We start from the raw sequence: 18,530 nt of genomic DNA on the forward strand, positions 1-18,530 counted from the left end.
TATTCGGTTATTTCGTTATCCCCCAAGCACCTCATTTTATAGTTTCTTATCTTAGAACAAATACAAAGAGAAAAAATGGAGATGTTGTTTAAACTTATTTTAAAAAGGAAATATATTTGCAACTGATTCCGAATTAGGAAGTGTTCTTTTCACCTATTTTATTCTATCCCACTAAAATTATTTAAGGAAGAAGGTGATCGCTTGCAAGCGAACCGTTTACCTGTACTTATTTTAGTCTTGAGTATTCTGTATATTTTTATTATTCCTCAGGAGCCTCTCGCTTTTAAACTATTCTTTAAATTAATTCCAATGGCACTCATTATCATTTATGCTTTTTACCAAACACCAAAACAAAAAACAATTGTACATTGGCTCATTCTAATTGGTCTGTTCTTCTGCTCTATTGGTGATGGGACGATACAATGGTTCGTTGTTGGCCTCTCCGCTTTTTTAATTGGCCATTTATTCTATTTAACTGGTTTTGTTTCCCAATGGAAATTTTCCAAATATCGTGTAGCAAGTATCATCCCCATTGGGATTTACGCTTGGATAATGGGCAATGAATTAGTTCAAGCAATTTCTAATTCAGAAGATACTTACCTTGTAATACCGGTTATTATTTATATTGCTGCAATTGCAAGTATGGCATGGTTTGCAATCATGACCGGAAATATATTTGCCAGTATTGGCAGTATCTTATTTGTCATTTCCGACTCTATTTTGGCATGGAATATGTTTGTTTCGCCCGTTAATTATGAGCATGTATTCGTTATGGTTACGTATTATGCCGCGCAATTTTTCATTGCCCATAGTCTCAAAAGTTTAGGGCGAAAGCATACACAGCTAGTTTGGTGAACAAAGCTTGGATTACCGTTCCCGTTCCCCCTCCTTTAAGCTGTTCATTTCTATGAACCCTTGAAATGATTGACTTCGTTTTTTTAAATGTAAAGCGAAAAAGAAACACTTTTCCTCAGCTTGTAGAGAAATGCTCTGCAAGCTTTTTGTTATGCCCAGACTACTTTCACTTCTTCATGCTAGACTTTGCCAATAATTCAATGATAGCAAGTAAGTGATAAAGTAAATCTTTAATCAGTGAGGGTTTTCTTTCACCTCCCACTGATTGGGAGAACCGTAATGTTATAAAGGCCTCTAAACGAATCGTGCATTTAGCTTTTGTTACCTCTCACTTAGACTTGTTGCAGTATGGATTCTCTAGTTCTTGAAGCAGAGTCTTACAGCGCCTTATATGCGGGATAAATACATCCTAAGTCGTACGTCATGTTATTTCCTTAGTCTGTTAACAACAGCATCTATCTTGTGTACCATAATAATCGTCCAAAATACCGCGCCTAGCCAAACATACAAACCAATTTCATGCACGAAGGGTTTTTCTCGCTACTAAAATACTGCATTTAAAACAGTAGTTACCCATCCACCCTCCTTTTGATGGGATATTTGTAAAACAATTACTACAAGCAATGAGCACAGAGATTTAAGCTGTTCACCAAATTATGATTCACGTATCCAAACTATTCTTCAGGCGATTACTTGGGAGGGGCTTGTCGCCCCCCGCTTTTTTCATCGCTGAAGTAGTTCATCTCTATGCTCTAATTAAGTACGAATAGGCTTTTTTTAATTGGTGTAATCATAAAAAACTTTTCAATGAGGTATCTGTTTCTGCTTTAAAAAGATGTGACAGTCTATTTTTTGATAGCCCTACTGTAAAGAATGCTGTTCTTCTCAACATGTAACTGCAACCAGTAAAAAGTGACAGGAACGACAGCCTCAGATATTAGTAAAGATAGCGTTTTTTTAAAGTATCCTTTCCAACAACTGACCAATAATTGGCTTAAATCTAATCTGATGTTGGAATCTCTTTAAACAGGTGAAGAAAATTTCTATCCATCGTCGTCCGCGTATTCATATTTCACCAGTTCAATCATATGTGACAAAATTGAAAGGTAGATGTAAGAAAAAACATGCTAAAATACTCTATTGCCCATGGTACCATTTCAAGTAGGAACTAATTTATGACGGCATTCCCTTAAGAAAGGATGATAATAGATGAAAAAATTTTTGGTGACCCCTTTGGTATTTTTTGCTGGTCTGGCTATCATGTTAATCGTTTTTGTAGCCAAGAAATGGAACACCGTATTATCCAAGACAGGAAAAAATTCGTAGACGATACGATATTTATACTATAAATGGAGGTTAAAGCAATGTCTGTAGCAGCAATGGAATTAGTCAATCTGAAAAAATCGATTGGTAATAAAAACATCATCAAGGGGCTATCTTTTTCAATTAATCGAGGAGAAGTCTTTGGTTTTATCGGGCCAAACGGAGCTGGAAAAACAACCACTATCCGAATGATGGTCGGATTGATAAATATTTCCGAAGGCGATGTCCTCATTCAAGGGCATAGTATTCAGCAAGATTTTAAGAAAGCTGTACGAGAAGTTGGGGCAATAGTTGAAAACCCGGAAATGTATCCGTTTATGACAGGATGGCAAAACTTAAAGCATTATGCACGCATGGTGCCAGGTGTAACGAAAGAACGTATTCATGAAGTGGTGAAGCTAATTGGAATGGAAAAAGCAATTAACGAAAAGGTTGGCAGATATTCTTTAGGAATGCGCCAGCGTCTTGGAATTGCACAAGCACTTCTGCATAAACCGTCTGTGTTAATTTTAGACGAGCCGACAAATGGGTTAGATCCTGCGGGAATAAGAGAAATGCGCGGTCATATTCGCCACCTGGCACAAGAGGAAAATGTCGCCGTGATCGTTTCCAGTCACCTGCTTTCTGAAATCGAACAAATGTGTGACCGAATCGGTGTCATTAAAAATGGAGAAATGGTTACGTTGCAACAAGTTGGCGCTCAGGACAATGGAAATCTTGTCCACCATATGACCGTCGCACCAACAAATAAAGCGAAACAACTATTAGAAGAAAAATTTGCTTTGAAAGTAGTTGAACTGGAAGGTGACCTGTCCTTCCGTTGTGAAAAAGAACAAATGCCAGCGATTATTAAAAGTTTAGTAGAGAATAATTGCGCTGTTTACCAAGCCAATGTCGTGAATGGCACGTTAGAAGACCAATTCTTTGAACTGATTGGAGAGAACACCATTGAGTAGACTATTAAAATTAATCCACAACGAACAATCCAAAATATTTATTCGGAAATCTACTTGGATTATGTACATCATTCTAATTGGACTGATAATTGTCTCTGCTTTTTTAGCAAATAATTTCTCTAATTTGAATGAAGACTACCAAGGAGAGGACTGGCGCCAGGTACTTCAGAAAGAAAACAAGGAACTACAAGAAGAAATGAAAAAAGATGATTACGCACAAGCTATAAATACTGAGACCATCGAAAAAAACAACTACTATTTAGAACATGATATACAACCGGCACCTTATACCACATGGAACTTTGTTCAAGAGAATGCTGGGTTGCTTACATTTGTCAGCTTATTAGTAATTATTGTTGCAGGTGGAATTGTCGCTAACGAGTTCCGTTGGGGATCGATAAAATTATTACTCATCCGTCCAATTAGCAGAAGTGGAATCTTACTATCCAAATACATCGCAACACTCTTGTTTGCCTTATATACAACCATCTTTGTTTTTCTATTTTCATGGATTGTAGGCGCCATTTTCTTTGGTGTTGGAGCCCCGAACACAGAAATTGTAAAACAAGTAGATGACGGGTTTAAGACCGCATATCTACTGAAAGAAATTTTCACAAGCTATGGAATCCAAATCGTACCACTCGTAATGATGGGGACATTTGCTTTTATGATTTCCACTGTTCTCCGTAACAGCTCCCTAGCTATCGGTATTTCCATTTTCTTAATGATGGGCGGAAATTCAGTTATGGTCTTGTTAGCACAAAAAGAATGGGCAAAGTATATTTTGTTTGCTAATATGAATTTAAGCCAATATACAGATGGAAACACACCAATGATTAAAGGAATGACATTGGAATTCTCAATTGCCATGTTACTTATTTATTATGTTGTTTTCTTGGTATTATCTTGGATTGTATTTACGAAACGAGATGTAGCTGGCCAATAACAAATCATAATAACCTTACATCCATTCGCAGGAAACATCGATTCCCCGTGGATGTAAGGTTTAAAGTTTGAAACAGATGATGTGAGAAAGAAAACGGTTGATTTTCGTCCCCATTGATGTTATGATGACGTTAACATAAATATTCGGATCACATGTGACTAACACGATTAGGCATGGTGGTATGATAGAGTAACCTATATTTAGGGCTCTGTATACTGCCATGCCTTTTTTACTGCAACATATGTAGTAAAACCCGGCTATCAAGTTACTGCCCTATTAGCTTGTGATCCGTTATTTTAAACGATATACTCTTGAACCCCGTTTCCAATTTATCGCTAAACGTTTATACTACTTTATATAGAAACAAAATTTCACCATTACAGCCTAAAGAAGAAGGAGTACAGCTTATGTTTAAAAATTTATTTAAAAAATCACAAGAACAAATCATTTATGCACCACTAAATGGTGACATTATTCCACTAGAAGAAGTTCCTGATCCTGTATTTAATCAAAAAATGATGGGCGAAGGTATCGCAATCATTCCAAGTGATGGCAAGCTCGTATCACCGATTAATGGAAAAGTTGTGCAAATACCAGATACGAAACATGCCATTGGTCTTATTGCTGACGATGGCACTGAAATCCTTATCCATGTAGGCTTGGAGACAGTAGCCCTCAACGGAGAAGGCTTTAACGTTAAAGTCGCAACGGACGATGTGGTAAAGGCAGGCGATGCACTTATGGATATCGATCTAGCCTATATTCAGGAACACGCTTCCAGCACGGTAACACCTATTATAATTACAAATAACCAAGATGGAAGTAAAAAGCTCAGCTTTACTGATGAAAAAAAGAGTACAGCGCAAGAAACCGTTCTAATAACGGTCACTTCCTAATATAAAAAATTGAAGAGCAGGGGCGCTGTGTGGGGTTAAGCAAAATACTCCACACCTCCCTCTTCAGCGAACTGCTTGTAAAAGGAGAGGTATTCCGGTGAGAATTACAAAAATCCTCAATAATAATGCCGTGATTGTATCAGACGGAAAGCAAGAAAAAATAGCAATCGGCGCTGGTGTTGCATTTAACAAGAAGAAAAAGGACATTGTTAATCCAACAAAGATTGAAAAGCTGTTTGTTGTAAAAGAAAATGAGAAATTACAAGAACTAATCATGCGTATACCGGAAGAACATCTGCTTACCTCCGAAGAAATTATTGCTTATGCCGAACAACAGCTTGGAACAAAGTTAAATGAACATATTCTGTTAGCTCTGACCGATCATCTTTCCTTTGCCATTGAACGTACAAAGGAAGGAATTCATTTACAAAATAAATTGTTACAAGAAATAAAAATCATGTACCGTGAAGAGTTCAATATCGGGCTGTGGGCGATTAACCATGTAAAAGATAAACTACATATTGAACTACCTATTGATGAAGCAGCATTTATTGCACTACATGTCCATACAATGAAAATTAAAGGAGGTGATTTGCATGAAACGGTAAGACAAACAGCGATCGTCAAAGATATGATTGAAGCAATTCAGCATGATTTGGACATCACCTTTGATGAAAACACGCTCGCTTTTGAACGTTTAATGACACATTTAAGGTTTGCCTTAAATCGCGTGAATCATTGTGAAACGCATTCGTTAGATCAAGAAATGCTTGCTATGATTAAAAAGAAATTTAAACGTTCTTACCGTTGTTCTGTTAACGTTGCAAAAAAAATTGCTGCAAACCATGGGATTGAGCTACCTCCAGAAGAATTAGGCTATATTACATTACACATCGAACGTCTTAAAAAATACCAATAATACAGCTTGTTTTACTCACCACCTTGTTGGTAACGCTTTCATTATAATTACTAACTATTATTTGATGACAGTATCTTTCACGCTTTAATTCATAACTATTATAAGGAGGAATTTATTATGATGAATTATATACAGCGACTTGGTCGATCCCTTATGCTACCAGTAGCCGTTCTGCCAGCAGCTGCCATACTATCTGGAATTGGCTACTGGATTGATAAAGACCAAGTAAACACTGTAGCTGTTTTTCTAAACCAAGCAGGTAATTCTATTATAGGCAATATACCAATTCTGTTTGCTATTGGGGTTGCATTGGGTTTAGCCAAAAATAAAGATGGCTCAGCAGCATTAAGTGGTCTCGTCGGATTCTTAGTCGTAACAACCCTGCTTTCCACCGATTCCGTAGCCCTGCTACAAGGAATTGAAGCAGAAAGTGTCGATGCCGCATTTAGCGCAAGTAAAAATGTTTTTATTGGAATCATATCTGGTATGGTTGCTTCTATTATGTATAACCGCTTTAGTCATGTACAACTACCTGATGCCTTTGCATTCTTTAGTGGGAAACGACTCGTGCCGATTATGACATCCGTTGCTATGATGGTAATTTCCGTTCCTTTATTTTTCATTTGGCCAGTCGTCTATAACGCATTAGTATCATTTGGAACAGCTATTATTGACTTAGGAGCTGTCGGTGCAGGACTATATGGATTTTTTAACCGCTTATTAATTCCAACTGGTCTGCACCATGCGTTAAACTCGGTATTTTGGTTTGATGTTGCAGGTATTGACGATATTGGTAAATTCCGTGATGGTACAGGGGTTAAAGGTATAACTGGTATGTACCAAGCGGGATTCTTCCCAATCATGATGTTTGGTTTGCCAGCAGCAGCACTTGCCATGTACCATACAGCAAAAACGAAAAGAAAAAAGCAAGCCGCTTCCCTGCTTTTAGCTACAGCATTTGCAGCATTCTTTACAGGTGTCACAGAGCCGCTTGAATTTTCATTTATGTTCTTGGCTCCTGCTCTATATGTCGTACACGCGTTGCTGACAGGACTTTCGTTGGCGATTGCAGCATTTTTCCATTGGACATCCGGGTTTGGATTTAGCGCCGGATTTATCGATTATTTTCTTAGCTATCCATTACCGCTCGCGAATAAGCCATATATGCTACTCGTCCAAGGACTAGTGTTCGCAGTCATCTATTACTTCCTCTTCCGATTTTTAATTACGAAGTTAAACTTGAAAACGCCAGGACGTGAAGATGATGAAGAACTGGTAGTAGATGATGCAAAAGATGAAGGAACATCTTCTCGCCAACGATTTGCCAAACTGGCTGCGCAAATTTATGAAGGCTTAGGTGGAGATGAAAACGTTACTTCTATTGATAACTGTGTTACTCGTCTACGTGTAGAAGTGAAAGATATAGGTAAAGTCGATGAAGCAAAGATTAAAGCTACCGGTGTTCCTGGTATTAACAAGGTTGGTGCGAAAGGAATTCATGTTATTGTCGGTACAAATGTGCAATTTGTCGCGGATGAAATTAATAAAATACGTAAATAAAGATGGTCATCCCTCCAGTTTATTTTACTGGAGGGGTTGCTTTGATAACAAAACACAGTAATATAGCTCACATAATTTTATTGAAAAAGAGCAGACATGGCCTCCGCTTTTTACCAAAATTTGAATTCTGTCTATAAAAATACAGTTTTTTCATTTATACTAAAGAAAAGGAGGGACATTACATATGTTTAAGAAATTTTTCAATTCCATCGGTATTGGTTCAGCAAAAGTTGACGCAAAAATAGAAACAGAAGATTTTGTACCTGGAGAAATGATTGAAGGGGTTTTGGAAGTAGAGGGAGGAAATTCGGAACAGCAAATAGATCAAATCTATGTGAGCTTATTAACTAATCACACAATGGAAATCAATGATAAGGAAAGCGATAATCATCGACACACCATTCAACGCTTCAAGCTCACTGACGGTTTTATAATCAAGGCTGAAGAGTCTAAATCCATTCCATTCCGTTTCCAACTGCCTGCAAAAACACCAGCAACTCTTGGGAAAACAAAAGTATGGCTGGAGACAGGCATGGATATAAAAAAAGCATTGGACCCAAGAGATAGCGATTACATACAAGTCGATCCTCATCCATTAGTGGATGCCTTTCTTGACGCTGCGGATAGCCTGGGGTTTGAATTAAAAGATGTGAAATGTGAGCTCACTCCACAATCATCTAAGTTAAAAGATGAATTTCCAATTATTCAAGAATTTGAGTTTAAGCCTAAAGCTAAAAAATATAAACGTAAATTAGATGAATTGGAAGCTGCATTTTTCGTCTATGAGTCTGAGGTTGTAGCTATTGTTGAGGTGGATCGAAAAATGCGAAACGAAGATAGTTTTCTAGTAGAATTTTTCAATTTAGATGAGAGCAATGTCGTTATTCGCTACGGATTTGATAATGTTGGTGATTTGCCTGAGAAACTAGAAGCTTTAATTGAAGAAAACCTATCGTAATTCTAGCTCGCGTTAACTAATAAATAAACCAATGTTTTCAGAATGCCCTTTCCCATTTTCCAAAAGCATTCTTGTGAAAGGCAATTGAAGAGCTTTAAATCCTTTTAGATCAAGGATTTGAAGCTCTTTTTTATTATAGCTTTGTTTTTTCTTCCATAACCAGCTGTATTTTACTTCATACACATCACAGCCATTGTCAATAAAGTCAATGGCAAGCCTTACAGCACCTTATGTACGATATAACACACTATTGGACTCTATTAAAAATGTACACTCTTTATGTTGCGATTAACCAAGTTTATTTAAAACGCATGATTAACTTGACATGTATTTACTACCTGTTATAACATGTAGATATAACAATGAAGGAGGACTATAAATGAACACAAAAAAAGAAATCGTCCGTTATCTTAATTATTTAACAGACACATGGAAAGCTGTAGAAGAAAATGAGGTTGATAATATAGAACAAGCAGCAGACCTCATCTTCCAAAGTTGTAAAAATGGAGGCCGATTTTATGTGTTTGGCTCAGGTCATTCCCATATGGTAGCTGAGGAAATATACATTCGAGCTGGCGGATTAGCGTATGTAAAAGGTATGCTGCCTCCGGAATTAATGTTACATGAGATGCCGAATAAAAGTACGTATTTAGAAAGACTGGATGGATACGCAAAAAGTATGTTGAACTTATACAAAGTGGATGACAAAGATACATTAATGGTTGTCTCAAATTCTGGCAGAAATAATGTTCCTGTAGAAATGTGTTTAGAAGCAAAAAAAATAAACGCCAATGTAATTGCTCTAACGTCCATGGATCATTCGACAAATGTCTCTTCCAGACATTCTTCAAATAAAAAAATGTACGAGATTGCAGATGTAACCATCGATAATCACGCTCCTAAAGGTGATGCAGCATACATGATGGATGGAATTGATACAGGATTAGGACCAACCTCTGATTTCACAAGCATTGGGATTGCTCAAGCAATCATTATAGGAGTTATTTACAAGTTGAAAGAAGCTGGTTTAGATGTACCTGTTTTTAAAAGCTCAAACTTAGATGGTGCCGATAAATATAATGACAAATTATTTGATAAATACTATGGATATTGGAAATAGCCTCAAATACTGCGTTTTACTAAGCTGATACTTATGCATGGTATAATGAAGCTATTAGATTATTGTAAAGGACTGCAATTATATGGAAGCCAATTTAGCTAAATATCAAATAGTAAAACAGTATATTTTAGATCAAATTGAAAAAAGAATTTACCAGCCCCATCAGTTAATTGAATCTGAATTAGAATTAGCTGAAAAGCTTCATGTTTCTAGAATAACAGTGAGAAAAGCATTGGAAGAATTAGTAAATGATAAAGTGCTATCTAAGAAAAAAGGGGTAGGAACATTTGTAAACCCTCTCCCAAAGTATTTAGGATTTAAGCCAGGAATAGGCTTTACTTCTGAAGCAAAGAATAGAGGGTTAACACCTTCAACTAAGTTATTGCGACTTGCTAAAGTAGCTGCTGAAGAAGAGCAAGCTGTGGATATGCAAATTAATGTAGGTGATCCGTTATGGCTTGTTGAACGAATTCGCTATGCGAATAATGTAGCAGTGTCTTACGAATTAGAGTACTTTGATTACCACTTAGTTGAAGAGTTAACAGAAGACATTTGTAGGCATTCCATTTATGAACACCTAAAAGAAAAAGGAATTGAATACGAATATGTCGATCAAAGGATTTCAGCTATAATGGCTGATGAGTCATTCTCTAAACATTTAAACATTCCGATTGGTTCACCACTTATAGACATAAAAAATATTGCGTATCTAAAAAATGGAAAACCCTTTAATCTTGGCTTCGCATTGTACCAAACAAATTCATTTCATCTAATGCATACCGTATACCGCTAATAGAGTGAATCTACAATCAGTGGGGATTTTCATTCATCCCCCACTGATTGTTAGTACCGTAATGGTATGACCTAAAGGCCTCTTACGAAATAGAATTTAGGTTCTGCTCCCACTTAGAGTTGTTGCAGGGAGATTATCCAGCTCCTGAAGTGGGAGTCATACAGCAACTTATATACAGGATAAATAAAAGAACGAAAGCTAACTTTTACGTCACTTAACTGTCTTCTTAAGTCCTTGGCTTTCAACCATTATTCCAAAGGAGAGCTTCATATGAAAGTGATACTGCTATGTAGTGATTATCAGGAAAAATTATTTCCTTACGATAAAGAATGGCAACCTGCTTGTTTAGAGGTTTTAAATGTTTCTAACATTACTCTTCAAGTTGATTTTCTTATCGAAAATGGCATAAAACCCAATGAGATACATGTATTATTAGGGCATAAATCAAAGCAAGTAACCCATCTTTTATGGAAATATTCAGGGATTCAACTGAGTAGTAATTTTCAAGATTTTCGAAGCTTCTTAGCTGAAAACTATGCAAACTTAGATGAAAAAACGTTAATTATAAGATCAGACTATGTATTCGTTAGAGAAGATCTTAAAAAGATATTGCATCATGATTCTGAAGATTCTATATTATTAATAGAGAAGAAAGAAAGTACGGAAGCCATCTGCGCCAAAGTAGAAAATGATGAAATCAAATATTTTTTAGGACATCCAAGAGATCATTATGTAACTCATCAAGTAGCAGGAGTTTATAGTTTAAGTAAAGAGGCATTACAATATATCATGCATAGTTCAAATGGCTTTGAAAAAAGAATTTCTGGATCGATGATTCCTAATTCGTTTTACATGGAAAACGGATTGAATCAGTATATAGATGACGGATCGCAAATAACAGGTATTGTTGCCGATAAAGAAGTTTTCCAAATGAAGTTTCCTTGGGACATATTAAATGCTAACATCTATCATTTGGATTTAATGATGAGTCAACTGACAGAAAATGATATTAGTTCAAGTGCGAAAATAGATAAAACAGCTTCTATCAATGGATTTATAAAAGTTGGCGATAATTCTTATCTAGGAAAGAATGTGGTCGTAAATGGGAATCTCATCATAGGCAATAATGTAGTGATAGATAATGGAGCCATTTTAAATGGAAACATACTCATCGGGGACAATTCTTATGTGAAGGACTACGCGAAAATTGAAGGACCAACTGTCATTGGCAAAGAGAATAAATTTGGACATAATGCAGAGTTTAAAGGGGTTTCTATGAGAGGTGTTTCCGCTGTTCATTATAGCGAAATGTTTGGTGTAATCGGACGATATGTAGACATTGCAGCAGCGTGTGTATCTGGTATTTTAAGGTTTAATGATACAAGACAGCCACACAAGATTACAGGTCGTATTTACACGCAGGAGAATTCAAATGCTATTTTTATAGGAGATTATACTCGGACAGGCATTAACAACGTTTTCTTTCCAGGTGTCAAAATTGGCAGTAATTCAGCTTTATACCCTGGGCTAAATATTGAAAAGGATGTCGCTCATGAAACCTTAGTAATAAAGAAACAAGAAATTATTGAAAACAGCTGGGGTGCAAAAAAATACGGCTGGTAGAATGCACCATTATAAATCCAATCCACTTCATACGTTGCATCGTTTTTCTTATCCTAAAAAGCGAATCGTCAATCCGTGGGGTTTTTTCATCCCTCACGGATGGTTATTGTCACAGTATGGCCTAAAGATCTCTACACAAATCGGACATGGAGGTGCTGTTACCTCCCACTTAGAACTTACTGCAGGGATTTTTGAGGCGGGAGCCTTACAGCACCTTATATGTGGGGTTAAAGCATTAATTTTATGCTTTCTTATACGATAAACCCTAGATGTTTTATGCCTTGTATGAAATAAATCTCTTTAAGTTAAAACTTTATTTTTATGATAAAAGGAGACCTCTCCATGCGAGCCATGATGGTTGCTTAGAGTGTAAAAAACGCCAACACGCACAAATACTTTCTGGGTGGCGTTTTTTACTATATATTTAAGCCTAGTTCTCGACAGCTTCACAAAGAGTAATTTACAAAGATCGATTCTATTGTCAAATTTTCACCATTATTAGCAAAATTACGTCATTATATGAAACCGTTCACAACAAGTAGAAATATGATATAATGAATTTTCTGCCCTGTTCTAAAGCCACGCATACAAGCACGTCACCACACATTTCGCAACAATCACAGACCATTATTTCACAAAAGATGTAGATAAGGGGGAACTTTATTGGAAACATTCACAATTTGGTCATTAATGATCGATTTTAGTATTATTTCTGGGTTACTTTTGGTAGGAACCATTTTACGAGCGAAAGTGAAATGGATTCAAGCCTTATTCTTACCTGCCAGTATGTTAGCAGGATTTATTGGACTTGCTTTTGGACCAAGCGGGTGGAATCTGCTGCCTTTTTCGAAACAACTCGGCGCCTATCCTAGTCTGTTAATTGCAGTGATTTTTGCTGCCATTCCAATCGGGGCAGCAAAGGTACATTTATCAGAAGTGTTTCAACGCGTTCGAAATATGTTCTCCTATTCCGTGATCCTCATCTTATCGATGTGGGGAGCAGGAGCATTATTCGGAATACTCTTTTTAAGCCCATTATTTTCTGACTTGCCTAGCGGATTTGGTTTAATATTAGGAGCGGGCTTCGTCGGTGGTCACGGGACAGCAGCAGCAGTGGGGGAAGGCTTCGCTCATGCTGGCTGGAAAGAGGCAGAGGATCTTGCCATGACCTCAGCTACAGTTGGTATTCTAGTTGCTGTAATAGGGGGATTGTTTCTCGTCAAGCGCAGTACAGAAAAAGGAAAAACCAAATTTATCACCAGCTTTAAAGATCTTCCAAGTGAATTACAATCGGGGCTAATCCCAAAGCATAAGCGTTCCTATATGGGAGTCGAAACTGTTTCTCCCAATTCCATCGATCCGTTGGTGCTTCATGTAGCTGTTATAGCGTTTGTCATTGGAGTAGCTTATTGGATTACGAACTTACTATCTGATTTAATTCCAGCAGTATCTTTTCCATTATTCAGTATTGCTTTTGTCGTCGGTCTTTTATTTCAATCGCTTAGCCGCAAAGTAAAAGCAGATGATTATATTGATCAACGAGTCATGGAGCGAATCGGCGGAACAGCTACTGATTTCCTCGTAGCTATTGGTATAGCATCCATTAATCTTAATGTCGTTATGGATTATGCTCTACCACTTATTATTCTGTTTGCATTCGGGATCTTGTGGGCATATATTTTATTCCGTTTTGTTGGTCCCAATATATTTAAAGATTTTTGGTTAGAAAAATCTATTTTTGGCTGGGGATGGAGCACAGGTACTGTTGCCATGGGACTTGCTCTTTTGCGCATTGTTGATCCTGAGCTCAAAAGTAAAACTCCGGAGGATTATGCACTGGCTTATATCGGTGTCGCGCCGGCTGAAATCGCCGTTATCACCTTTACTCCAATTCTGTTTGCCGCCGGGCTCACGTGGGTCATTCCGCTTGTTCTTTTACTCGGCACCGCCATCATTATCGGAATTTACAAATATACAGGTTGGTGGGGAGCTAGAAAAAACAATATCGATGAATATAATATGCCGAGCTAACCAAGCTCGGCATGTATGTTTTTATTTATACAACGGCTGGACCGACGAGCGATATTGGTTTTTTACCAAGAATCAATTCGCATAATTTTCCATAGCCGATTTGTTTATATGCACTTAAGAGTGCCTTAATATCTTTTGCTTTTGGATCTGCTTTTAGTTTGCCCACCTCCCGATTATATACAGTTAGGATATAATCATCGTTCACCTGCGGACGATACTTGCTCGAGTCTTCCCCCATAATTAAACAGCCCATATATTGAAAGTTAAATTGAAGCTGTCTCGTCAAATGAATAATCCGTTGAAATTGTCGATATTCTTCTGGTTTAGTTGCTTTAAATGCAGCAATTGCCCGTTTTGCATCTATTAACTCCTGGTAACTAGATGTAATAATCATTGCAAACCTCTCCTTTTTCCCCTTATTCATCCCAAGGTTTTTTAATTGAAAGCTTGGCAACTAAATCCTTATTTTGTTGTCGTTTCAATCTACGGATTTTAGCTCTTTCTTCTCCAGTCTCATAAAGAAATTTCTCTTCTTCAGATTCTGGAATTACTTTTGGAACTTCGATCGGCTTTTTATTTTCATCCAGAGCAACAAAAGTTAAAAAGGCTGTTGCTGCTATTCGGCGTTCAGCTGTAATCATATCTTCGGCAATAACTTTACAGAAGATTTCCATGGAGCTTTTTCCTGTATAAGCTACAAAGGATTCAATACAAACAGAATCACTTTGCCGTATTGGCGAGTTGAAATTAACCGAATCAGTAGATGCGGTGACGCATTCTTTCACTCTTGCATGTCTCCTCGCTGACAAGGTGGCACATGCATCCAGCTTTTTCATTAACACTCCGCCGAATAAGGTGTGGTAATTGTTTAAATCGTTAATTAATACTTGATCATTTTGAATGATCCGCGTATCTTTACTTCTTTTTGCATGCATTGTATCACCTTATCTATCCCGTTTATCTTTTTTCTCTTTCTTATCCATTATAATTCCCGGACACAGCGGACGTAAAATGCCGTTTTTAAATGCCCTCCATAACGAAACGTTATGTAAGGGCTTTATTGGAGCAAAATACACTATTTTCTTGCCACAAAGAAAACGGAAGGGAATGAAATAAAGTCCTTAAACTCCTTTTTCATCGAAACTTAAAAGAAGCTTAATTTCATTGTAAAAGTATACATTTTCTTCGAAGCACACGGCAAATTCGCCAAGTTTTCATAAGAATTACTCGAAGTTCACAAAGGACAACGTAAAAAGAGGCCTTTTCATTTTCCTTGATTTTGTACGGGGTGTGGGGAAATAGAGTTGTCTATAAATACCACAAAAAAGCTTGCTAAAACCAAGAGAGGTTCTTTGCAAGCTGCCTTCCCATGTAGAGAATCCTTTATTGGTGTTGTAATTTTTCTTCTGCAAACCGGATAAATTCCTTCATCACATAAGACAGATGCGAATCCTGTTTCCAAATTAAAGCTAGCTTCCACTCAATGGTCGGGTTTGCAATAGCAACAGCTGTCACTTCCCGGGTTAACTCCTGACATGTGCTATCTGGAAGGAAAGTAATCCCAATATTTGAAGCAACCATTTCTTCAATGAAATCAAGCTGGGACGTTTCCAAAATGATCTTTGGCTTAAATCCCGCATCTTCGCATGCCTTGACAATACTTTCACGTAATGAAAAATCTTGATTAAACATAATAAATGCCTCGTTCTCCAGGTTATTTAGCGTGATACTTTTTCGCTGCGCGAAGCGATGACTTACCGGAACAATCAGCTTTAATCCTTCATGTATAAAAACATGAGAAGCAAAACCTTCCTGTGTCGTCGGTAAAACGACAACTCCAAAGTCCAGTTCTTCTTGATGAACTTTTTCTTCAATTCTTTTAGAGCCATCCTCTTCTAGCTGAAAAGTTATCTCTGGGTATTTATGATGAAAGGAAGCAATCAATTGCGAAAAGAAAAATGCGTTCGTAATCGATGGAAGACCTATTCGCATATGCCCCTTTTTCAATTGCTGAAATTGGTCCAAATCTGCTAACAGCATCTGATATTGCTCTTCTATGTTTTTTGCATGCTGATAGACAACCTGACCTTCCTCTGTTAACACGAGCTTCTTCCTGGAACGAATAAACAATGTAAACCCAAGCTCGTCTTCAAGTGATTTAATAATCCGACTAATCGCAGGCTGCGTAATATATAATCGATTGGCAGCCTGTGTAAAGCTCCCCGTTTCCGTTACTTCGATAAAGTACTGTATATGTTTGATCTCCACTTTTCTGCCCCGCTCCCCTAATAATGGTTGCTAAGATTAAGGAGGTTTTAATATCTGCTCTTTATAAGTAACTCCTTTTGCTCATGCATTTCTCCCAACTATTTCACTTGCTGTAAACCTCATCCCATCAAGCTATTGATCTTTGTATTCCTTTATAAACACGTTTTAAGCCATAAAGAAAAAAGAAATTTCATATATCTGATGGCTCAGTTTCTCCCCATTGCCAGCTGTTTGTAAACATGTCAGCCAGTTTATTTAAAATACTTCCGAAAGGTTTGAATAAATTCTTCTGGAGAAGACTCTACTGTATACGTGTATAAGCCTTGTAATGAGTGTAAATATAAAATGCCCCCTTGATTAGAAATTTCCCGATATGAAAAATCCAACACATCTTCTATATGGAATTCACGTCGGTGCGTAATCACCTTATTGGAATATAAATATAACATCCGTTCCTGCTTGATATCCTCTTGCTGCAAACTCGTTACTACTCTTTCCATTTTGAAGTACGGCTGTTTTGCAATTAGACTCACCAAATCAGTCTCCCTTCAGAATAGTATATCGTCTTCGGACATGCATTGAATTTCATAGAACGTACTTCCCTATACATTTCCCCAAAACACCGTCTCCCCTTCTGTTAAATTCAGCTCCGAAAGTATTAAGCTATACGATAACTAATATAATAGTAACATAATTCATTCTTTTTCATCTTTGTAACGCATTATTGCTTCATTTGCTATGATAGTTTTACTATTTATTGTTTCATGGATACAAAATAATGAAACTTTATGCCTTAGCTCGTTTCAGTTAAACATTTTTTATGCTCTTTCATCAAATTTTCACATTCCTTTTTTATACTATGATTAGATTCGTTTGAAATTTGGAGGAGAGCTTATGCCATCAACCACCGTTTTAATGACGATTGCGATCAATGTGATCAGCTTTGTCGTTGGCTTCTTAGCCTATTATCTAACCAGTAATCTTTCGAGCACGGCTAAAAGAAAAAATTTAGAGCTCATGATCTCCTATTTAATAAATTTGGTCTTATTTATTTGGGTTGCTAAAGTCGTTTTGCAATTACCATTATTTCTTTCCGATCCTATTGCCGTTTTAGCTTACCCGAGTGATGCCCAAGCTTTTTACCTAGCTCTTATCTTATTAGCGATACAAATAAGATATCAAGTAAAAAAGAATGGGCTACAAATCCAAAACCTGCTTGTAAATTACATTCCCGTGTTGATCGTAGCCTCATTCACCTATCATTTTATGGATATCGTATGGCATGATAATCCATTGGCATGGGGTAACTTTGTGCTTATGATACTCTTACTGCTTCTGTTTCTATTATTGAGAGAGCGTATACAAGATCATATACTTTTAATAAGTCTAACCATTAGTTGGATGAGCGGAAAACTTATACTCAGCTACTTGTTGCCATTTACAACGATTTTCAGATATATGATCCATCCACTTTTCTTAATTACGGTTGGCATGATTAGTTTGATTATATTCATATTTAAAAGAAAGAGGGTGTCTTCGTGACAGCAGCAACAGATTTAACGATATGGTTAGCGTTAGGTGCAGGGATGTTATCTTTCCTTTCCCCTTGTACCTTACCCATTTTTCCGGCTTATTTATCTTACATAACCGGAATGAGTGTAAAAGAACTAGAAACAAATAACCATGTAAAAATCAGAAGTAAGCTACTTATTCATGCGATTTTCTTTTTGCTTGGGGTATCACTAATCTTCATTAGCCTTGGTATTGGTGTTTCCTTTTTAGGACAATGGATTCAAGGTCTCTTGGCTGGGGAATCCGGAGATTTCATTCAGCGAATTGCCGGTATTTTTATTATTGTGATGGGATTATTCGTCGGTGGCTGGTTAAAAATCACTTCATTTATGAAAGAGAAACGCTTTCGCTTTACCACAAAACCAGTCGGCTATTTAGGAACTGTTTTTGTCGGAATGGGATTTGCAGCAGGATGGACACCCTGTATTGGACCTATTTTCGCTTCCATTTTAGTAGTTGCGGCAGCTAACCCGACACAAGGCGCCTGGTACACTATATTTTATGTGATCGGCTTTGCACTTCCTTTTCTCATACTTACTTTCTTTCTCGGCTCTACAAGATGGATCGTCAAATATAGTGGGATTATTATGAAGGTAGGCGGCGTCGTTATGATTATCATGGGGATTTTTTTATTCGCTGGTCTTATGCCACGGATATCGGCATTTTTATTAAATCTTGTTCAAGATACATGGTTAACAAACTTAGGTTAG

19 protein-coding genes are annotated in these 18,530 nt (G+C 37.1%); 14 read left to right on the forward strand and 5 right to left on the reverse strand.

All coding sequences use genetic code 11. The annotated features are described in order from the left end of the window. Positions 1–201: 201 nt before the first annotated feature. The 7 genes from KBP50_RS20775 to KBP50_RS20805 all read left to right on the forward strand — a co-directional run bounded on the left by KBP50_RS20775 (position 202) and on the right by KBP50_RS20805 (position 8,413). Positions 202–855, forward strand: coding sequence for a lysoplasmalogenase (locus KBP50_RS20775; RefSeq protein WP_050350793.1), 654 nt, complete (start codon positions 202–204; stop codon positions 853–855). A gap of 1,364 nt (positions 856–2,219) precedes the next feature. Continuing rightward, entirely contained in the window at positions 2,220–3,134 is a 915-nt protein-coding gene (locus tag KBP50_RS20780) for an ABC transporter ATP-binding protein (protein WP_050350792.1), read from the forward strand. After that, a complete protein-coding gene (locus KBP50_RS20785; protein WP_050350791.1) occupies positions 3,127–4,080 on the forward strand; it encodes an ABC transporter permease in 954 nt (317 codons plus the stop codon). The genes KBP50_RS20780 and KBP50_RS20785 overlap by 8 nt, the downstream gene beginning before the upstream one ends. Before the next feature lie 407 nt (positions 4,081–4,487). Next, positions 4,488–4,976 (forward strand): PTS sugar transporter subunit IIA, encoded by a 489-nt coding sequence (locus tag KBP50_RS20790; protein WP_050350790.1) that lies wholly within the window; start codon positions 4,488–4,490, stop codon positions 4,974–4,976. 97 nt (positions 4,977–5,073) lie between these two features. Beyond that, positions 5,074–5,895 carry a PRD domain-containing protein gene (locus KBP50_RS20795; RefSeq protein WP_050350789.1) on the forward strand — a complete coding sequence of 274 codons (822 nt, stop codon included), beginning with the start codon at positions 5,074–5,076 and terminating at the stop codon, positions 5,893–5,895. Between the two features lie 117 nt (positions 5,896–6,012). Beyond that, positions 6,013–7,455: an N-acetylglucosamine-specific PTS transporter subunit IIBC gene (gene nagE / locus KBP50_RS20800; RefSeq protein WP_050350788.1), complete on the forward strand. Its 1,443-nt coding sequence runs from the start codon at positions 6,013–6,015 to the stop codon at positions 7,453–7,455. Between the two features lie 184 nt (positions 7,456–7,639). Continuing rightward, complete coding sequence (locus KBP50_RS20805) at positions 7,640–8,413, forward strand: sporulation protein (protein WP_050350787.1); 774 nt, start codon at positions 7,640–7,642, stop codon at positions 8,411–8,413. Positions 8,414–8,425: 12 nt separating this feature from the next. Here the strand turns inward: KBP50_RS20805 and KBP50_RS20810 are convergent, their stop codons facing one another. Next, positions 8,426–8,596 carry a hypothetical protein gene (locus KBP50_RS20810; RefSeq protein WP_157858447.1) on the reverse strand — a complete coding sequence of 57 codons (171 nt, stop codon included), beginning with the start codon at positions 8,594–8,596 and terminating at the stop codon, positions 8,426–8,428. Between the two features lie 196 nt (positions 8,597–8,792). On the opposite strand from KBP50_RS20810, the gene KBP50_RS20815 reads away from it, so the two are divergent. From KBP50_RS20815 to KBP50_RS20835, 5 genes are all read left to right on the forward strand, one after another. Next, the gene (locus KBP50_RS20815; protein ID WP_050350786.1) at positions 8,793–9,533 is read left to right on the forward strand and encodes an SIS domain-containing protein; all 741 of its coding nucleotides are present in this window, start codon (positions 8,793–8,795) and stop codon (positions 9,531–9,533) included. An 82-nt stretch (positions 9,534–9,615) separates the two neighbouring features. Beyond that, positions 9,616–10,326 carry a GntR family transcriptional regulator gene (locus KBP50_RS20820; RefSeq protein ID WP_050350785.1) on the forward strand — a complete coding sequence of 237 codons (711 nt, stop codon included), beginning with the start codon at positions 9,616–9,618 and terminating at the stop codon, positions 10,324–10,326. 270 nt (positions 10,327–10,596) lie between these two features. Beyond that, positions 10,597–11,949: a glycosyltransferase gene (locus KBP50_RS20825; protein ID WP_050350784.1), complete on the forward strand. Its 1,353-nt coding sequence runs from the start codon at positions 10,597–10,599 to the stop codon at positions 11,947–11,949. Continuing rightward, on the forward strand, positions 11,927–12,211 hold the full coding sequence (locus KBP50_RS20830; RefSeq protein ID WP_139325361.1) for a hypothetical protein: 285 nt from the start codon (positions 11,927–11,929) through the stop codon (positions 12,209–12,211). The genes KBP50_RS20825 and KBP50_RS20830 overlap by 23 nt, the downstream gene beginning before the upstream one ends. A 401-nt stretch (positions 12,212–12,612) precedes the next feature. Further along, a complete protein-coding gene (locus KBP50_RS20835) occupies positions 12,613–13,980 on the forward strand; it encodes a sodium/glutamate symporter (protein ID WP_050350783.1) in 1,368 nt (455 codons plus the stop codon). A gap of 25 nt (positions 13,981–14,005) precedes the next feature. Here KBP50_RS20835 and KBP50_RS20840 read toward each other — a convergent pair whose 3' ends face one another. The 4 genes from KBP50_RS20840 to KBP50_RS20855 all read right to left on the reverse strand — a co-directional run bounded on the left by KBP50_RS20840 (position 14,006) and on the right by KBP50_RS20855 (position 16,781). Further along, entirely contained in the window at positions 14,006–14,374 is a 369-nt protein-coding gene (locus tag KBP50_RS20840; protein ID WP_050350782.1) for a hypothetical protein, read from the reverse strand. A gap of 22 nt (positions 14,375–14,396) precedes the next feature. Next, a complete protein-coding gene (locus tag KBP50_RS20845) occupies positions 14,397–14,915 on the reverse strand; it encodes an acyl-CoA thioesterase (protein WP_050350781.1) in 519 nt (172 codons plus the stop codon). Between the two features lie 448 nt (positions 14,916–15,363). Continuing rightward, complete coding sequence (locus KBP50_RS20850; RefSeq protein WP_050350780.1) at positions 15,364–16,248, reverse strand: LysR family transcriptional regulator; 885 nt, start codon at positions 16,246–16,248, stop codon at positions 15,364–15,366. A 251-nt stretch (positions 16,249–16,499) separates the two neighbouring features. After that, entirely contained in the window at positions 16,500–16,781 is a 282-nt protein-coding gene (locus KBP50_RS20855) for a hypothetical protein (RefSeq protein WP_050350779.1), read from the reverse strand. 361 nt (positions 16,782–17,142) lie between these two features. On the opposite strand from KBP50_RS20855, the gene KBP50_RS20860 reads away from it, so the two are divergent. Together KBP50_RS20860 and KBP50_RS20865 are read left to right on the forward strand one after the other, a co-directional pair. Further along, positions 17,143–17,790, forward strand: a complete 648-nt coding sequence (locus KBP50_RS20860) for a hypothetical protein (protein WP_050350778.1) — start codon at positions 17,143–17,145, stop codon at positions 17,788–17,790. Further along, the gene (locus tag KBP50_RS20865) at positions 17,787–18,530 is read left to right on the forward strand and encodes a cytochrome c biogenesis CcdA family protein (RefSeq protein ID WP_050350777.1); all 744 of its coding nucleotides are present in this window, start codon (positions 17,787–17,789) and stop codon (positions 18,528–18,530) included. The genes KBP50_RS20860 and KBP50_RS20865 overlap by 4 nt, the downstream gene beginning before the upstream one ends.

The organism is Virgibacillus pantothenticus (genome assembly GCF_018075365.1).
GTDB lineage: Bacteria > Bacillota > Bacilli > Bacillales > Amphibacillaceae > Virgibacillus > Virgibacillus pantothenticus.